The sequence below is a fragment of the Amycolatopsis sp. cmx-4-54 genome (genome assembly GCF_046548895.1).
GTDB lineage: Bacteria > Actinomycetota > Actinomycetes > Mycobacteriales > Pseudonocardiaceae > Amycolatopsis.
This window is the reverse complement of the sequence record NZ_JAEBEJ010000016.1, coordinates 165936-180564: the sequence shown is the minus strand read 5'-3', so window position 1 is coordinate 180564 and position 14629 is coordinate 165936. Positions and strand designations below refer to the sequence as shown.

The following is a 14629-nucleotide window of genomic DNA, read 5'->3' as shown; positions in this document are numbered from 1 at the left end:
ACTACTTCCCGCTTTCGAATTGGAGACAATTGATGATGGAGTTTTCAACAGTGTCACTCAGCGCGTGGTCCGTGTAATAGGCGGTATGCGGACTGATGAGCACGTTCGACAGTTTTTCCAACCGAAGCAACGTTTTGCTCTCTATCGCCTTGTTCCTGCAGTCGGCGTAGAAGATACCTTCCTCTCCTTCGAGGACATCCAGCGCCGCCCCGCCCAGCTTTCCGCTTTCCAGCGCCGAAATGAGGGCTTCGGTTTCGATAAGCGGACCACGTCCGGTGTTGATGATGTACGCGCCGTCCTTCATCCGCTCGATGTTCTTCTCGTCGAGAAGATGATAGGTATCGGTGTTGAGCGGCACGTGCAGTGTCACGATGTCGCTCTGCTGCAGCAATTCGTCGAGCGGGACGTACTCGGCCGAGGCGGTCAGCACCGTGTCATAGGCCAGCACCTTGCAGCCGAAACCGCGTAACCGCTCCAGGACGGCGACCCCGATACGCCCTGTTCCGACCACGCCGACGGTCAGATCGCGCAGCTCTTTCCCGCGCACCTCGTTCAGCCGGTAGTCGTGGACCTCGGTGCGGCGGATGATGGACTTGGCGTCGCGCACCGCCATCAGCATGAGCATCAGCGTGAAGTCGGCGACGCTGTCCGGCGAGTAGGCGACATTGCCGACGGTGATCCCGACGCTCGCCGCGTATTCCACGTCGATGTGGTTGAAGCCGATGCTCCGCGTGGAGATGTATTTCACGCCCGCTTCGCCGAGCGCGAGAAGAATGGAGTTCGTGACCTTGGTCTTATGACCGATACTGATACACCTGTTTCCGGAGACCAGCTCGATATTGGCCTCGGATACCGGCTCCCCCACAATGGTCGGGATTATACCGAAACGAGGTGCCATCTCCCGGAACAGGGCGGCCTCGTCCTGCCCGCATCCATAAATCGTGATTCCCGTTGCCAAGACGGCCGAGGAGGAGGCGGACGCCAGCGATCCGGTGCGGGGGGCAGCTGATCGCGCTGGTTCGCTGTAGGTCATGCCCGACATTGTAGGCAGCGCGATGTCGCCGCTTCTTATGGGGTTTTCGAGGCCCCGACAATAAGTTACGAACTGGTAGCGCCGAGTGCACGACGTTGTCTTCACCTGCGCCGCACAGCTCTATCGCAGATCTTGCCCGCCCGCCCCCGGCGTCGAAACCGTCCCGTGACGGATGCCACAAAGCCACGTCGACACGAGGTCCGCGAGGGCTTCCGGAGCATCCCTGGCCACGAGGTGCCCCGCCGCCGGAACACCGGCGACGGCGACCCGGGGATTGACCGAGCGCAAACGATCCACATCGACGTCGCGAAGCGGTGAGCCTTCTCCGCCGCGCACCACCAGGATGGGCAGGTCCAGGGCCCCGGCCGTCGCGAGCAGGGCGGAACCCGAGCCGAGGATGTCCTCCACCAGGCGGGTGTAGCGGCCGCCGAGCCCGTGGAAGCCGAGCCACGAACGCATCCTGGCCGGTTCGAGGTCGGGTACGACATCGACGAGCACGAGCCCCGAGGCCCGGACCGCGACCACCGGGTCCGCCAGCGCGGCGATGGCCGCCAAACCGCCGACCGAGGCCCCCGCGAGGACGATCGGCGCGGGCTGGCTCCCGATCATCCCGGCCACGTCGCCGGCCAGCGCCCGGAGCGTGGTCGCCCGGCCGGAACTGTCCCCGTGACCGCGCAGGTCGAAGGCCACCGACCGGAAGCCGCGCCGGGCCAGAACCGCGGCGACCGGGGCCCAGACGGCACGGCGCTCCCCGCCCGCGTGCAGCAGCAGAACGGTCGGGCCGGCGCCGGTCACCGTGCCCCGCAGGATGACCTCGCCCAGGTCGAGACTGATATCGGTGGTCATGGCCGCCCCCTTACCTTGGCCTGCCAAGGTAGCGCAGATACCTTGGCGTATCAAGGTACGATGCCGGTCGTGACGACCCCCCGAGCCCGGCGGACGCCCGAAGAGGCCCGGCGGCTGATCCTCGACGCCGCGGCCTCCCTGCTCGGCGAGTCCGGTGTCGCCGCCGTCCAGATGCGTGCCGTGGCCGCGCGGGTCGGCATGACCGACGCCGGCGTCGCCCATCACTTCGGCAACCGCGAGAAACTGCTCGCCGAACTCCTCCGGCACGGCGGCCGCCGTCTCCGGGACGCGCTTCGGGAGCTACTCGGGAGCTGGCTGGACCGCGGCGCCGACCTGCTCGAACTCGTCGAGGCGCTGCATGATCTGTACCGGAACGGCTACGGCGAGCTTGCCGTGGCGCTGCACGCGGCGGGCTGGCGCGACCCGGGCAGCGGGATGCTCGACCCGGTCGTCGACGCCCTCCACCGGCTCCGGCCACCCGGCTCCTCCCTCGACGACACACGGCTCGCCGTCGCCGCCCTGCATCAGGCCATGGCCACCGAGCCCCTGTACGGGGGCGATTTCCGGCGAAGCGCCGGGATCTCCGGGGCGGCGGCGGACGACTCGGCCGCGCAAGCGCGCTGGTGGGCGCGGCAGCTCCACCTCGCCCTCGGGCTCAGGTCCGATACGGACCGTTGTCCCCGAGATCCGGGCTGACCTGCGGGGGCCTGCCCTCCTGCCCCGGCACCGGGGTCACCGTCGGCTGCTGCGGGACTTCGGTGCGGTGGTCGTGACCCTGGTCGTCTACCCGCTTCCGCCGCCGGGTTTCGACCACCACGTTGTCGTCGCGCCGAGAGGCGAGCACGGACAACGTGAGCACGTGGGCCACCGCCATGAGCAGCAGGAACACCCCCAGCCTGCCGACGAAGGCGGCTGTCGAACCGGACCAGTCCGGGGCGACGACCGCCAGCAGCGCCAGGACGCCGATCGCCACCAGATGGAAGACCGTCACCACCATCCAGGCCACCGATCCGCTCCCCTCGCGGGCGTCGGGCCCGTTCAGGAAGCGGCGGGCACCTCGGTACAGGATCTGGCCGTCCGCGACGATCAAGATCAGGCCGATGATCAGGAAACCCGGAAGCTCGTTGTCGGGCATCGTTGCCTCCTCCGTTTCCCCGGGGGTACCCCCGGAGTGCGGCGAGACGGGCCTCGTAACTCGATCGTGTGACCGCTCCGGTCCGTGAAGGCCTCCTTGAGGGACCCAGAGTCCCTCAAGGAGGCCTTCACGGACTTGGGCCGTCGCCACCACGAGCTGGAACGTCAGCGAATACCCTGCGAAAGGCGTTCCCCCAGGCCTTCGACGGCGCCGAGCGCTGCTCGCAGCTCGGCGGCGTACTCTTCGGCCCCGGCCCGCAGGCCCCGTTCGACGACCCCCACGGCGTCGAACGTCTCGACGTCCCCGCCGCTCAACGCGGCGACCGACTCCTTGACGACGGCACCGAGCAGCAGTTCTTCCGGCACCCCCGGCGTTCCTTCCAACGGCCAGACGAGGTCGTCGAGCACGCTCTGCCCGCCGACTTCGCGGACCAGGCCCGCCGCGGTGATCCCCGGCACCCGGAAACCCTCCGGCAGCACCGCGCGAAGGCTCAAGTTGTGCGAAAGCCAGTACAGCAGCTGCCCGTTCACCTCCAGCTTGACCGGCTTCGGCGTCAGCCACAGCGTGAGGTTCACGTAGTACTCGGTAAGCCGGTCGAGCACCTCGCCGCCTTTTTCGAAGCCCCACAGGTTGATGTCGAAATAGTGGTGCCACGTGGCGTCGGCGACGATCCGCCCGACCCCGGCAGCCGCACCGTCGTACACACTGGTCACGCCGTAGACCTTGCCGTCGCGTTTGTCGGTGCCCTGCGCGACGATCTCGGGTTTCGGCTGGCCCGCGCGCCCCGACGGCCACACGTCCGCCGGATACCGCTCGGGAATGAGCAGCTGCCCTTCGTGCATGTGGTCCGGGAAGACGGTGATCGGGCCCCGCCTGCCCTGGAACAACGCGTGCGGCCTGCCGAGCCGCTTCCGCAGGATGAGCTCCTGCGGGTACGGGTCGAGGTCGTTCGGGATCGGGTTGTTGATGTCACTGCCCCACGGGTCCGGCTGGTGGGTGTTGTGGCTGAACTCGATACTCGCGTCCGGCCGGTCGTTCCACACTCGCAGCTCGCCCGCGCGCGGGACCCGGTGCCCCAGTGCCCGGCCGAGGTTCAGGTATTCGGGCAGCGACGGATCCGCTCCCGGCGGACGCGGATTCGAGTGGTCACCGGTGATGAGCACGCCACCGCCGTCGTCCATCCAGGACCGCAGCGCGGCGACCTCGGCGTCGACGAGCTCGTTTTCCGGCTCTCCCGGCATGTCGGACTGCAGCAGCCCGAAGAACCACACCTGCTCGTATCCGCCGAGAACGCCGGGAGTGAGTTTATTGGCGGCGTGCCCGCCTTCGTGCCTGTTGAGCAAATGGATCTCGAACTCGGCGAAGAACGGCTGATTCGCGAGAATGAGATCACGGACGATTCCCAAGGAAAAGCCGTTGTTCCCGGTGAAGCCGACAAAGTCGGTGTAGAAAAGAATTCTGATCTTCGGCTTGGCCTGCGGACTGAGCTGATCGGAGACAAGACGTGCGTCGAACATCGGTGATTCCCCCTAGCTTGAAGCGCCATGCCGTCCTCCCCGGCGGCGCCCTCCCTTCCACGTATACCGGAACTTCCGGCGATTCCGCAGGGACGGTGGCGCGTTGAGGATTTCGCCGCGATCAAGAAGGGAATCGCACGAAATCCTTTTCCCGGCCCCACGAAGCCGCCCCGAAGTGCCTGCGCGAGGATGCGGGGATGGGTTACCGGACCTGGATGCGGTACTTCACACCGTCCGCCGTGCACCGACGGCTCGGCCTGGTGTGCCTCGGTGTCGGGCTGCAGCACGGAACCCTGCCCGTCGTGGGGCCGCGCGTGCTCGACCATTACGTCGCCGTCGTGGTGTCCAAGGGGCGCGGGTGGTTCGCCGTGGCGGGCGGGGACCGCCAGGAGGTCGTCGCACCGGCCGTGCTGTGGCTCGTCCCCGGGGTCGGTCATCACTACGCGCCCGATCCCGTGCACGGCTGGGAAGAGTGTTTCGTCGATTTCGACGGCACCGCCGTGGACGCCTACGTGGAACTCGGTTACGTCACGCCCGCGACGCCGGTGGTACCGCTGGGCGAGGTCGAGGTCGTCCGCGACATCGTGAGCCGGATCGTGCGTTGCGCGCGAGGCGGCAGCCCGCTGGCACAGGTCGACGCCTCGGCCGCCGTGCATCACCTGCTGGTGGCCTTGCGGCGGGCCGCCGACCGCACGCCCAGCGACGGTTCCCTGCTGGAGGCGCTGGCGCGGGACGCCCTGTTGCCGATCAGCGTCGCGGAGATCGCGGACCGCCGCGGCATGACACTGCCCGAACTGCGCGCCGCCGTGCGCCGGAGCACCGAGACCGGTTTGAAGGACCACCTGCTGACCCTTCGCCTCAACCGCGCGAAGGAACTCCTTGCCACCACACGAATGCCGGTGCAGGAGGTGGCACAGGCGATCGGTTACGAGGACGCCGCCTACTTCAGCAGGCTCTTCACCCGCCGGGTCGGCGTCTCCCCCGCGCGTTTCCGCGAATCGCGGGTCCAGGCCGTCCCCGGCGGCTGGAGTTCGCGCGTTCCCCCTCCCGACGACCCGCCGCTCGTGCCGACGGATTGAGCTTGGACTTCCGCACCGCATCGCTTGGACTTTCCACGCAATAACTGCATGAGCGACGCTTGAAGTTGAGCGAACACGTTGACTTACGCGCAATAACGTTCATAACATCGGCGACCGCCCCGCCAACTGTGGTGCGGGTCACCCTTGGGAGAGAGCCATGCGGACCCTGCCTCTTCTCGGCGCCGCGGCGTTGGCCGCGGCGGCGACCATGGTGGTACCGGCGTCGTCCGACGCCGCGCCGCCGGACGCGACGTACACCATCACGGTCGACGCCAAGAAGTCGTTCAGCCCGACCACCGACACCCCGGCGAGTACCTATGTCGACAAGGACGGCACGTTCTACTTCCAGCAGGCGGCCGCGCTCTACGGCGCGGACCAGCCGCGCGAGTGGGACTTCTACAGCGGACGCGATTTCGACAGCTTCACCAAGCACCCGATCAGCACCGCGGTGAACCCGGCCAACCCCGCCGACCGCAACGACGACACGACCTGGCGCTGCAACAACAGCCCCACCGGCAAGGAATCCACGTATCCGCCCGCCGGATCGGGCTATTCACAGCGCAACTTCTGCGATCTGGTCGGCACCTGGGTCGATCCGGACACCGGCGACTGGTACGGCCTGATCCACAACGAGTTCACGCCCGAACCGTTCGGCGCGTACTCGTTCTCCCATTACGACGCGATCGACATGGCCGTGTCGAAGGACCAGGGGAAGACGTGGACCATCAAGGATCACGCGATCACTTCGCCCTACAGCACGAAACGCGGTGACACGTCGGCGTTCCCGCATCAGACGTTCGACTACGGCGACGGTGACCCGCGCCTGTTCGTCGACACCGCGTCCGGGTACTTCTACGTCTACTACGGCTCGCGCATCGTCCCGAAGGCCGGTGCCGGCGGACCGATGACCGGGCTGGCGCACGTCGCCCGCTCGCCGATCTCGGCCAAGATGGCGTCCGGCTCGTGGCAGAAGTGGTTCGACGGCGGCTGGACCCAGCCGGGCGTCGGCGGCCGCGAGAGCAACATGGTCCCCGTGTCCGCCCCGGGCGACACCGGCTACACGCCCGTCGCGGACGACTACGACCCCGCCAACACCGGCAACGTCAGCCGGCAGATCGCCGCCGGGCAGCTGCCGCGCAAATCGGATCTGTTCATCATGAACATCGCCTACAACGCGCATCTCGGTCTCTACCTCGGCGCGCCGGAGGCCGTGGACAGCGTGGTCCCGCAGCGCTATTACGTGACCGACGATCTGACGACGCAGAAATGGCGGCTGATCGGCGACACCGGGAGTTACACCAACCAGTCCTGGTACCGCTGGTTCGTCGACGCCGCGAACAGGACGAATTCGACCATCATCGGCAAACAGTTCCGTTCCTACTGCGCGGTGGCCTGCTCGAACAACGCGGGCGGCGAGTACACCACCCAGACCATCACGTCGTCCGCACCCGCACCGTCCCCTGTGGACAGTGCGCGCAAGTACCGGATCGGCCTCGGCGACGGCCGGGTCCTCGCGCAGGGCACCGGGACCGCGACGACGTCGGTCGCGGGCACGACCGGCTCCGACCGCGAGGCGTGGCAGTTCACCCCCGACGGCGACGGCTCGTACCGCATCGCCAACGCCGCCACCGGCCAGCTCCTCGGTGTCGATGCCGTGCAGGCGGGCCGGGCGTGGGGAGCGAAGCCCACCGTGACGTCGTCCTCGACGGTCGGACAGCGGTGGTTCCTCATCGCGTCCACTGTGGACAAGGGGACCTTCCGGCTGGTGAACCGCTACAGCGGTCTCGTGCTCGGCCTTTCCGGTAAGACGGCACGCCTGGCGGAAACCACTCCGTTGCGTTCCTGGACCGACACCACCGGGAACACCGTGGGCGGTGGCCGGACCGCGGCCGAGCAGACGCTGAAGTTCACCGATGCCGGGCCCGGCACGCTCGGCGGGGTCCACACCCTGGCCGCGTCCGGCAAGAACCTCGACGACCCGGACTCGTCGACGACGGCCGGCACCCCACTGGTCACCTGGACGCCGAACCAGGGCGCCAACCAGAAGTGGCTGTTCACCCGGCAGCCCGACGGTTCCTACACCCTGACGAACACGCATTCGAAACTGTGCGCCGACGTCGAAGGCGGCGCCACCACCGCGGGCGCGCGCGTCATCCAATGGACGTGCACCGGCGGGCCCAACCAACGCTGGACGGCGGCGAAACAGCCCGATGGCGGCTACAAGATCGCGAGCGTCCGCTCCGGTCTGCTGCTGACGACAGCGTCCACTTCGGACGGTGCCGCCGTCACGCAGCGGGCCGACACGGGCTCCGCACTCCAGTTGTGGAGGATCGGCTGACTCAGTGGCCCGCTCCCTCGGGGGGCGGGCCACCGGGTTGCGTTCGTGTGGCACATCACACTCTCACTGCACGCGCCCCGGCCGCAACCGTCTCCCCTTATGAGAGCACTTTCGGTGAAAAGTTCACCGAGCGTGGAGGGAGAGCATCATGAACCACACCGGCATCGTCCGTACCGCCACCATCACCGGCGTCGCCGCCGCGCTGAGCCTGGCCGCCATCGTCCCGGCGCTGGCGAACCCGTTGAGCAGCCCGCTGGCCGCGCCTTCCGGCGACCCGGTCACCACCGTGGCCGACCTCGACGGCGACGGCGAGATCGAGACCGTCACCGCCCAGCTCACCGGCGACAACGACCAGGTCGTTTCCGCCACCGTGCATGGCGCCTTCACTTCGATCCACCTCGGCGCCGACAGCTCGGTCCCGCTCGAGGCCCCGCGCGTCGCCGACCTCAACGGCGACGGCCGCGCCGAACTGATCGTCGCCCAGTCCGTCGGTGCCAACACCACGTTCTTCACGGCCCTGCACTACGACGGCCGCAACCTCAGCCAGGTCGTCGACAACGACAGCAAGCCGCTGTCGGTCGCCGAGGGCGGTGGCGTCGCCGCCCATCTGGGTTACCAGTGCACCCCGCTCGACGGCGGTGGCCGCACCTTCGAAACCGTCGCCACCGAAGCCGACGACCTCGGCGCAGACCCGCTCACCTACTCGGGCACCCGCACCGTCTACACGCTTCGCGACGGCGCGCTGACCACGCAGAAGAGCATCGCGATCAAGAACCGTCCGGTGACCGACCCGGTGCTCGGCACCGACGCCGCGAGCTGCGACCAGGCCGGGAGCTGACGCCGCGCCGCGCGACGTTGCGAAAGCCACTTTCGCAACGTTGAAGGTTGCGAAAGTGGCTTTCGCAACCTGAGACCCGACCCGCGCCAGAGCGCGTGAAGGCCCCCCTTCCCTCGGCTGAGCAGAGGGAAGGGGGCCTTCACGCGAGTCACTGCTTCACATGAGTCACTGCGGGGCGTAGGTCAGGCAGTTGGCGGCATGGTCACCCTCGCCCGGTCCCACCCGGACACTCGATGCGGTGCATTCCAGCGCGGAATTGTGACGGCAGTCGGACCGGGAGCAGGCTCCCACCTGTGCGGTCACTCGATCGAGTCCGCCCTTGGTGTTGAGCGGGACGAACGTTCCGCAATCGGCCGACCCGTTGCCGCCACCGACCGTGATGGCGAAAGCGTGACAGCCGTCGTGGTTGTACGAACAGCCGCTGACCGTGCATTCGTGGACAGCGGGCATTTCAGTGGTGGTCATAACGACTCCTGTACTTCGTGGTGGTGGTGTCGTTCGGTATGACCAGGGTTACACCGGCTCGTTCCGGCGGCAATTCGGGGAAACTCCTTCACGTCTGGCGAGCGGGCTCAGAGGTCGAGGTCGAGACGTGAAGACGCGCGGGAAACACAGCAGTACATCCGTCCCGGTGGCGCGCCGATGTCGTCGCGGTGTTCCGGTTCGCCGCCGACGACGCCGATCTCGCAACTGCCGCAAACCCCTTCACGGCAACCGGAGGGGATACGGAACCCCGCGTGGTTCAAGGCGTCCAGCAGCGAATCCTCCGCGGCGACCGGCACCGTCCGTCCCGATCGGACACAGTGCGCCTCGAACGGCTCCGCGGGTGCGAATTCCTTGGCCACGGGCCGGAAACGCTCGATATGCAGTCCCTTCGCGGGAAACGCCGCTTCGGCCGCGGCGAGCATCGGCTCGGGACCACAGCAGTAGACCAGCGCGTCCGGGCCGAGTCCGGCGGCCAGCGCGGTGAAGTCGGGCCTGCCGTACTCGGCGGTGGCGTGAAGGCGCACCCTGTCGCCGTACGTGGCCTTGAGTTCGGCGGCGAACGGCATCGTCGCTTCGGACCTGCCCACGTACACCAACCTGGCCGAGGGACCCGCCGCCGCCAGCATCGGCATGAGGGGCGTGATGCCGATCCCGCCCGCGACGAACAGGTGTTCCGGCGCGGGCAGCAACGGGAAGTTGTTGCGTGGCAACGAAACGTCGAGTGCCCGGCCCGCGCGCAGGAACAGATGGATGTATTCCGAACCGCCTCGGCTCAGCCGGTCGTATCGGACGGCGACCCGGTAGCCGCCGCGATCGACCGGGTCCCCGCACAACGAATACTGCCGGGTCAGCCAGTTCGGCAGCGCCACATCGACGTGCGCGCCCGGTTCCCAGGGCGCCAAGGGGCCTTCGGCTCCGCGCAGGACGAGCGAGACGGCTCCTTCGGCGACCGGTTCCACGCGGTCGAGAACGGTTTTCTGCGGCAACGAGTTCATCTCAGTACAACCGCCGGTAGCCGGTTTCGAGCATGGCCTCCACGACGGCCGGATCGACGTCGAGCCCCATCTGCCCGGCGGCGACCTCGCCGACGGTCGGCAATTCGTCCGCCAGCGCCCGGCTCGCGGGATCCCAGAGCCGGGACCGGATCAGCGCGCGGCCGCAGTGGAAGAACGTCTCCACCACGTCGACGACGATCGCCAGCTCCGCCGGTTTGCCCTCGGTGCGCATCCTGGCGAGCACGTCCGGCTCGTCGGTCGGATAGGCGCGGCCGTTGACCCGGAACACCTCCCGCGACCCGGGGACCACGAACATCAGGCCGATGCCGTCGTTCTCGGCGAGATTGCGGAAGGAGTCGGCGAGTTTGTTGCCCGGCCGGTCGGGGATGGCCAGGGTGCGCTCGTCGAGCACCTTGACGAAGCCCGGGTAGTCGCCACGCGGTGAGCAATCGGGCAGGCCCGTCGCGTCCGCCGTCGCCATCGCCACGAACGGGGCATGGGCGATGAACCGATGGCCGTGCCGGTCGATCCGGTCGTGGACCTTGGCCTTGATCATGGCCTCCGGCTCCCCCAGCCGGGCACGGACCTGCTCGGGCGAAAGCCGGCGCGGACGCGTCTCGTTCACGAGATCACTGCTGGTCATGGCACAATTATGAGCAATTGTTCAGCGTTCTCGCTACTCGCTTTCTCGCCGCTTCACCGGGAGTGTCATGACGTCGGAGCAACGACGGATTCAGCCACGTAAACAGCCACGCCAGGTCCGGGCCGAGCTGACCAGGCAGCGCATCCTCACCGCCGCTGCTCACGTTTTCGCCGAGTACGGGTACGCCGCGGGCACGACGAACCGGATCGCCGAACGGGCCCGGATCTCGATCGGTTCGCTGTATCAGTACTACCCGAACAAGGACGCGATCCTGGCCGAGTTGCTCACCCGTCACCTCGACGGCGACCGGGCCGCCGACACGTTGCGCCGGTACAAGGAGTCGCCGGAGCCGCTCGAGACCGTCATCCGGGAATTCGTGCGCACGGTGATCGAGAACCATCTCGACGATCCGCGGCTGCTGCAGATCATGATCGAGCAGGCTCCCCGCTCCGGTGAACTGCTGGAACGCATCACGCGGGTGGAATGGGAGATCATCGGTGACCTGCGGGAACTCCTCCAAGGTCACCCCGAAGTCCGGGTGCGGGACAAGGACACCGCGGCCCGGCTCGTCGCGTCCACGGTCGAACTGAACGTGCATCAGCTCATCGCCGCGCCCGGATCCATCGACGTCGCCCGGCTCGAGAACGAACTCGTGGCGATGATCACCGGCTATCTCCGCGCCTGATTTCCGGGGGTTGACCAGGCGATGAGTGGGTATCCACCGGTGTGAGCCGAGTAGAGAACAGGATGCGCGACGTCGCCGCCCGATGGCGGCGGCGGGGCGGCACCCTCGCGCTGATCTGGACGCTGATCACCCTCGGCCTGGTCACGATGCTGTGGGTGTCGGGTTTCCGCGCGTGGCCGGTGTACCTGACGACGGTGCCGGGCGCCGTCGTCTCCGTCCTGTTGTGGATCGGGGTCGCCCGCACCCGACGCAGGAAGGCCGTCGGAAAGCAGCCGAGCGGTTGAGCTACTTCGTCGCGCGCATGGCCAGCTGGTCGAACTCGCGGTCCGGCAGGGTCCTGTTGAGTTCCAGGAGTTTCTCGGCGAGGTGGCCGACGGCGTAACGCGTTTCCGGGTTCTCGGACTCGACGGCGCGGCGGATGGCGTCCACGACCACGGACGGGTCGGAGCCGTCACTGAGCCCGGTCTCACCGTGCCGCGCCATGGCCTCCGCCATCTCGCGGTAGGCCCCGCGGCCGGAATTCTCGCGGAGCTGCGCGGCGGTCTGGTCCTCGAACTCGGTTTTGATGATGCCCGGCTGGATGATCACGACGTCGATGCCGAAGGGCGCGACCTCCATGCGAAGCGTGTCGGAGAACGCTTCGAGCGCGTGCTTCGACGCGTAGTACCAGGCTCCGAACGGCAGGGCGATCTCGCCGCCGATCGAGGAGACGTTGACGATCGTGCCGGACCGCTGGGCCCGCATGGCGGGCAGGACGAGCTGAACGAGCCTGGCGGGCGCGAGAAGGTTGACTTCGAGCTGATCGCGCGCGCGGTCGAGCGGCACGTCCTCGACGGCACCGTGCAGCACGGTGCCGGCGTTGTTGACCAGGACGTCGATCCGTTGGTGCGCGTCGAGAACGGTGCCGACCGCACGGCGGAGATCGTCCTCGTCCCTGGCGTCCATCTTCAGCGGATGGCCGCCCGCCTCACGCAGGTCGTCCATCTTCTCGACACGCCTCGCGGCGCCGTAGACGATGTGCCCGGCGCGCAGCAGTTCCAGCGCGGTGGCGTGGCCGATCCCCGACGAAGCGCCGGTGACCAGGCATACCTTGGCCGTCATCCCGGTTCCCTCCCGATCTCTCTCTTTCACCGGGAACACTAGGCTCGATTTTCCATACCCGGCAACTTCGCGCTGCGGTTTCCCGAGGTAGAACGCCTACAATCGATGCAATGACCATGGAGCTGAATGCACCGGGAGGGCAGGACGGGTGCCGGGAAGACGCCTGACCCACGAGGAACGCGGGCAGATCGCCTCGGGCCTGTCGGCCGGCCTCGCGTACGCCGAAATCGCCCGCCGGATGGGCCGCCCCAAATCGACGGTGATCCGCGAAGTCGCGCGCAACGGCGGCGCCCACGGCTACCGCGCGGGCCAGGCGCAGCAGGCGACGCGATGGCGGGCGCGCCGCCGCAAACCCGGCCCGCCGCCCGGCACCGCACGGACCTCGGAGACGGTGCGGGACTTCGAGACCGAATTCGCCGAGACGATGGCCGCGACCGGTGTCCCGTCGATGATGGCCAGGGTTCTCGCCTGCCTGTTCACCGCGGACACCGGCGGCAGTACCGCCGCCGAACTGGTCGCCAGGCTGGAAGTCAGCCCAGCGTCGGTGTCCAAGGCCGTGGGCTGGCTCGAACAACGCGGCCTGATCACCCGCGAGCGCGAGGGCGGGCGGCAGCGGTACGTCGTCGACGACGACTTCGGTTATCGCGCCTGGCGCACCAGTCTCGACGCGATGACCCGCTGGGCGGAGGTCACCCGGCGGGGCGCCGGGCTGATCGACGGACAGGCCGGGGCACGCCTGGACGCCACGAGCCGGTTCTTCCGGCATCTGCACAAGGACATGAGCGAAGCCGCGGAACACTGGCGGCGCACGGCGCGGTGATCACCACACGACAGGGCGGGCGGCCGAAGCCGCCCGCCCTGTCCGAACCACCGTGGGGTCACCCACGCTTGAATTCCTCCCAGGTCACCTTCTTCACCTTGGGGCCGTCGTCCTTGGCGTGGCTCGCCAGGCCGTTGAGGCCCTTGAAGTAGTCACCGGCCTGGGCCTGCGCCTGCGGCGACATGTCGGTGTCGCTGATCGCGATCCCGTGGATGTGCTCCGCCCAGTTCCCCTGGCTCGGGGTGCGGTGCCACGCGGCGAACCCGACCTCGCGCAGTGCCTTCACCGCGGCGGACTTGTTCGAGATGTTGTTCACCGAGATGTCGACGGCACCGCCGCCGTCGTGCGTACCGCCCGAGGCGCCGACACCGCCGGCGTTGTACGAGCCCTGGGTGATGGTGAACTTGACCCCGGCCTTCTTCTCCGCGGCGGCGATCATGTCGGCGGTGCGCTTGTTGACCGTCTTGCCGTCGAGGCTGGTCTTGGCGCCCACGCTGATCGGCGCGGTCACCGTGTAGCGGCCTTTGCCCAGTTCGGTCAGCGAGCCCTTGCCCGGCAGACCGCTGGCGGCGAGGCCGCTGTGCCCGAGCGACTTCTGGTACTTCTGGTACGCGGTCACCGTCGAGGTGCCGAAGTGACCGTCGACCTGCTTCTTGTCGAGCAGGTTCTTCGCGGCCAGCGCCTGCTCGACCGCCTTGACGCTGTCCCCGGAGCCAGGCGTGATCGACTGGTCGGCCTTGTACGGATCCCACATGGCCGCCTTGACGACGGCCTCCATGTTGACCGACGGCGCGGCCGCCGCGGGCTGTCCCGCCGTCATCCCCAGCGCGGTCGCGGACAGTGCGGCGAACATCGCGGCGGTTGCCACCTTGCGCATGACTGCTCCTTCACTCGATGGCTGCTCCCCGTGAGCAGCTCGTGACCGACACTGGCCCGGACCCGGTGTCAGCCGGAACCACCTGTACGGAACGTCTGACGTCAAAAACCGCAGGTTGACAGCGTCTGACAGCGCCGGTGCCCGGCGGATTCCGCAGGTCGGCGCGGCGATCCGGACACTCCTCGCGATATAGTCACCAGGCCGCGCAGAGTGACGGAAATCTTTGTCAGGTCGGA

Annotated in this window: 16 protein-coding genes; 7 read left to right on the top strand and 9 right to left on the bottom strand. The window is 68.0% G+C overall.

Annotated features, from left to right (window positions below; all coding sequences use genetic code 11):
• Position 1: 1 nt before the first annotated feature.
• Together vanH and ACLJQ7_RS37945 are read right to left on the bottom strand one after the other, a co-directional pair.
• On the bottom strand, positions 2–1033 hold the full coding sequence (gene vanH / locus ACLJQ7_RS37950; RefSeq protein WP_410653010.1) for a VanH-AOV family D-lactate dehydrogenase: 1032 nt from the start codon (positions 1031–1033) through the stop codon (positions 2–4).
• A 120-nt stretch (positions 1034–1153) separates the two neighbouring features.
• Positions 1154–1879 carry an alpha/beta fold hydrolase gene (locus ACLJQ7_RS37945; RefSeq protein WP_410653009.1) on the bottom strand — a complete coding sequence of 242 codons (726 nt, stop codon included), beginning with the start codon at positions 1877–1879 and terminating at the stop codon, positions 1154–1156.
• A gap of 69 nt (positions 1880–1948) precedes the next feature.
• Between ACLJQ7_RS37945 and ACLJQ7_RS37940 the strand changes: the two genes are divergently transcribed.
• Entirely contained in the window at positions 1949–2575 is a 627-nt protein-coding gene (locus ACLJQ7_RS37940) for a TetR/AcrR family transcriptional regulator (protein ID WP_410653008.1), read from the top strand.
• On the opposite strand, the gene ACLJQ7_RS37935 is transcribed toward ACLJQ7_RS37940, so the two are convergent.
• Both ACLJQ7_RS37935 and ACLJQ7_RS37930 read right to left on the bottom strand, forming a co-directional pair.
• Complete coding sequence (locus ACLJQ7_RS37935) at positions 2535–3014, bottom strand: hypothetical protein (protein WP_410653007.1); 480 nt, start codon at positions 3012–3014, stop codon at positions 2535–2537. The two genes, ACLJQ7_RS37940 and ACLJQ7_RS37935, sit on opposite strands and share 41 nt — an antisense overlap.
• 164 nt (positions 3015–3178) lie before the next feature.
• A complete protein-coding gene (locus tag ACLJQ7_RS37930) occupies positions 3179–4531 on the bottom strand; it encodes a hypothetical protein (RefSeq protein WP_410653006.1) in 1353 nt (450 codons plus the stop codon).
• A 197-nt stretch (positions 4532–4728) separates the two neighbouring features.
• Between ACLJQ7_RS37930 and ACLJQ7_RS37925 the strand changes: the two genes are divergently transcribed.
• From ACLJQ7_RS37925 to ACLJQ7_RS37915, 3 genes are all read left to right on the top strand, one after another.
• Complete coding sequence (locus tag ACLJQ7_RS37925; protein WP_410653005.1) at positions 4729–5610, top strand: helix-turn-helix domain-containing protein; 882 nt, start codon at positions 4729–4731, stop codon at positions 5608–5610.
• 157 nt (positions 5611–5767) lie between these two features.
• Positions 5768–7948 carry an RICIN domain-containing protein gene (locus ACLJQ7_RS37920; RefSeq protein ID WP_410653004.1) on the top strand — a complete coding sequence of 727 codons (2181 nt, stop codon included), beginning with the start codon at positions 5768–5770 and terminating at the stop codon, positions 7946–7948.
• 148 nt (positions 7949–8096) lie between these two features.
• Positions 8097–8786, top strand: a complete 690-nt coding sequence (locus ACLJQ7_RS37915; RefSeq protein ID WP_410653003.1) for an FG-GAP-like repeat-containing protein — start codon at positions 8097–8099, stop codon at positions 8784–8786.
• A 165-nt stretch (positions 8787–8951) separates the two neighbouring features.
• Here ACLJQ7_RS37915 and ACLJQ7_RS37910 read toward each other — a convergent pair whose 3' ends face one another.
• From ACLJQ7_RS37910 to ACLJQ7_RS37900, 3 genes are all read right to left on the bottom strand, one after another.
• On the bottom strand, positions 8952–9251 hold the full coding sequence (locus ACLJQ7_RS37910) for a DUF1540 domain-containing protein (RefSeq protein ID WP_257488780.1): 300 nt from the start codon (positions 9249–9251) through the stop codon (positions 8952–8954).
• 107 nt (positions 9252–9358) lie between these two features.
• Positions 9359–10267 (bottom strand): PDR/VanB family oxidoreductase, encoded by a 909-nt coding sequence (locus tag ACLJQ7_RS37905; protein ID WP_410653002.1) that lies wholly within the window; start codon positions 10265–10267, stop codon positions 9359–9361.
• Between the two features lies 1 nt (position 10268).
• The gene (locus tag ACLJQ7_RS37900) at positions 10269–10910 is read right to left on the bottom strand and encodes an MSMEG_1061 family FMN-dependent PPOX-type flavoprotein (protein ID WP_410653001.1); all 642 of its coding nucleotides are present in this window, start codon (positions 10908–10910) and stop codon (positions 10269–10271) included.
• 67 nt (positions 10911–10977) lie between these two features.
• Here ACLJQ7_RS37900 and ACLJQ7_RS37895 point away from each other — a divergent pair, with 67 nt between their 5' ends.
• Together ACLJQ7_RS37895 and ACLJQ7_RS37890 are read left to right on the top strand one after the other, a co-directional pair.
• Positions 10978–11595, top strand: coding sequence for a TetR/AcrR family transcriptional regulator (locus tag ACLJQ7_RS37895; protein WP_410653000.1), 618 nt, complete (start codon positions 10978–10980; stop codon positions 11593–11595).
• A gap of 62 nt (positions 11596–11657) precedes the next feature.
• A complete protein-coding gene (locus tag ACLJQ7_RS37890; RefSeq protein ID WP_410652999.1) occupies positions 11658–11879 on the top strand; it encodes a hypothetical protein in 222 nt (73 codons plus the stop codon).
• A gap of 1 nt (position 11880) precedes the next feature.
• Here ACLJQ7_RS37890 and ACLJQ7_RS37885 read toward each other — a convergent pair whose 3' ends face one another.
• Positions 11881–12696: an oxidoreductase gene (locus ACLJQ7_RS37885; protein WP_410652998.1), complete on the bottom strand. Its 816-nt coding sequence runs from the start codon at positions 12694–12696 to the stop codon at positions 11881–11883.
• A 148-nt stretch (positions 12697–12844) separates the two neighbouring features.
• Between ACLJQ7_RS37885 and ACLJQ7_RS37880 the strand changes: the two genes are divergently transcribed.
• Positions 12845–13516: a helix-turn-helix domain-containing protein gene (locus tag ACLJQ7_RS37880; RefSeq protein ID WP_410652997.1), complete on the top strand. Its 672-nt coding sequence runs from the start codon at positions 12845–12847 to the stop codon at positions 13514–13516.
• Positions 13517–13574: 58 nt separating this feature from the next.
• Here the strand turns inward: ACLJQ7_RS37880 and ACLJQ7_RS37875 are convergent, their stop codons facing one another.
• Positions 13575–14393, bottom strand: a complete 819-nt coding sequence (locus ACLJQ7_RS37875; RefSeq protein WP_410652996.1) for a peptidoglycan-binding domain-containing protein — start codon at positions 14391–14393, stop codon at positions 13575–13577.
• Positions 14394–14629 lie beyond the last annotated feature (236 nt).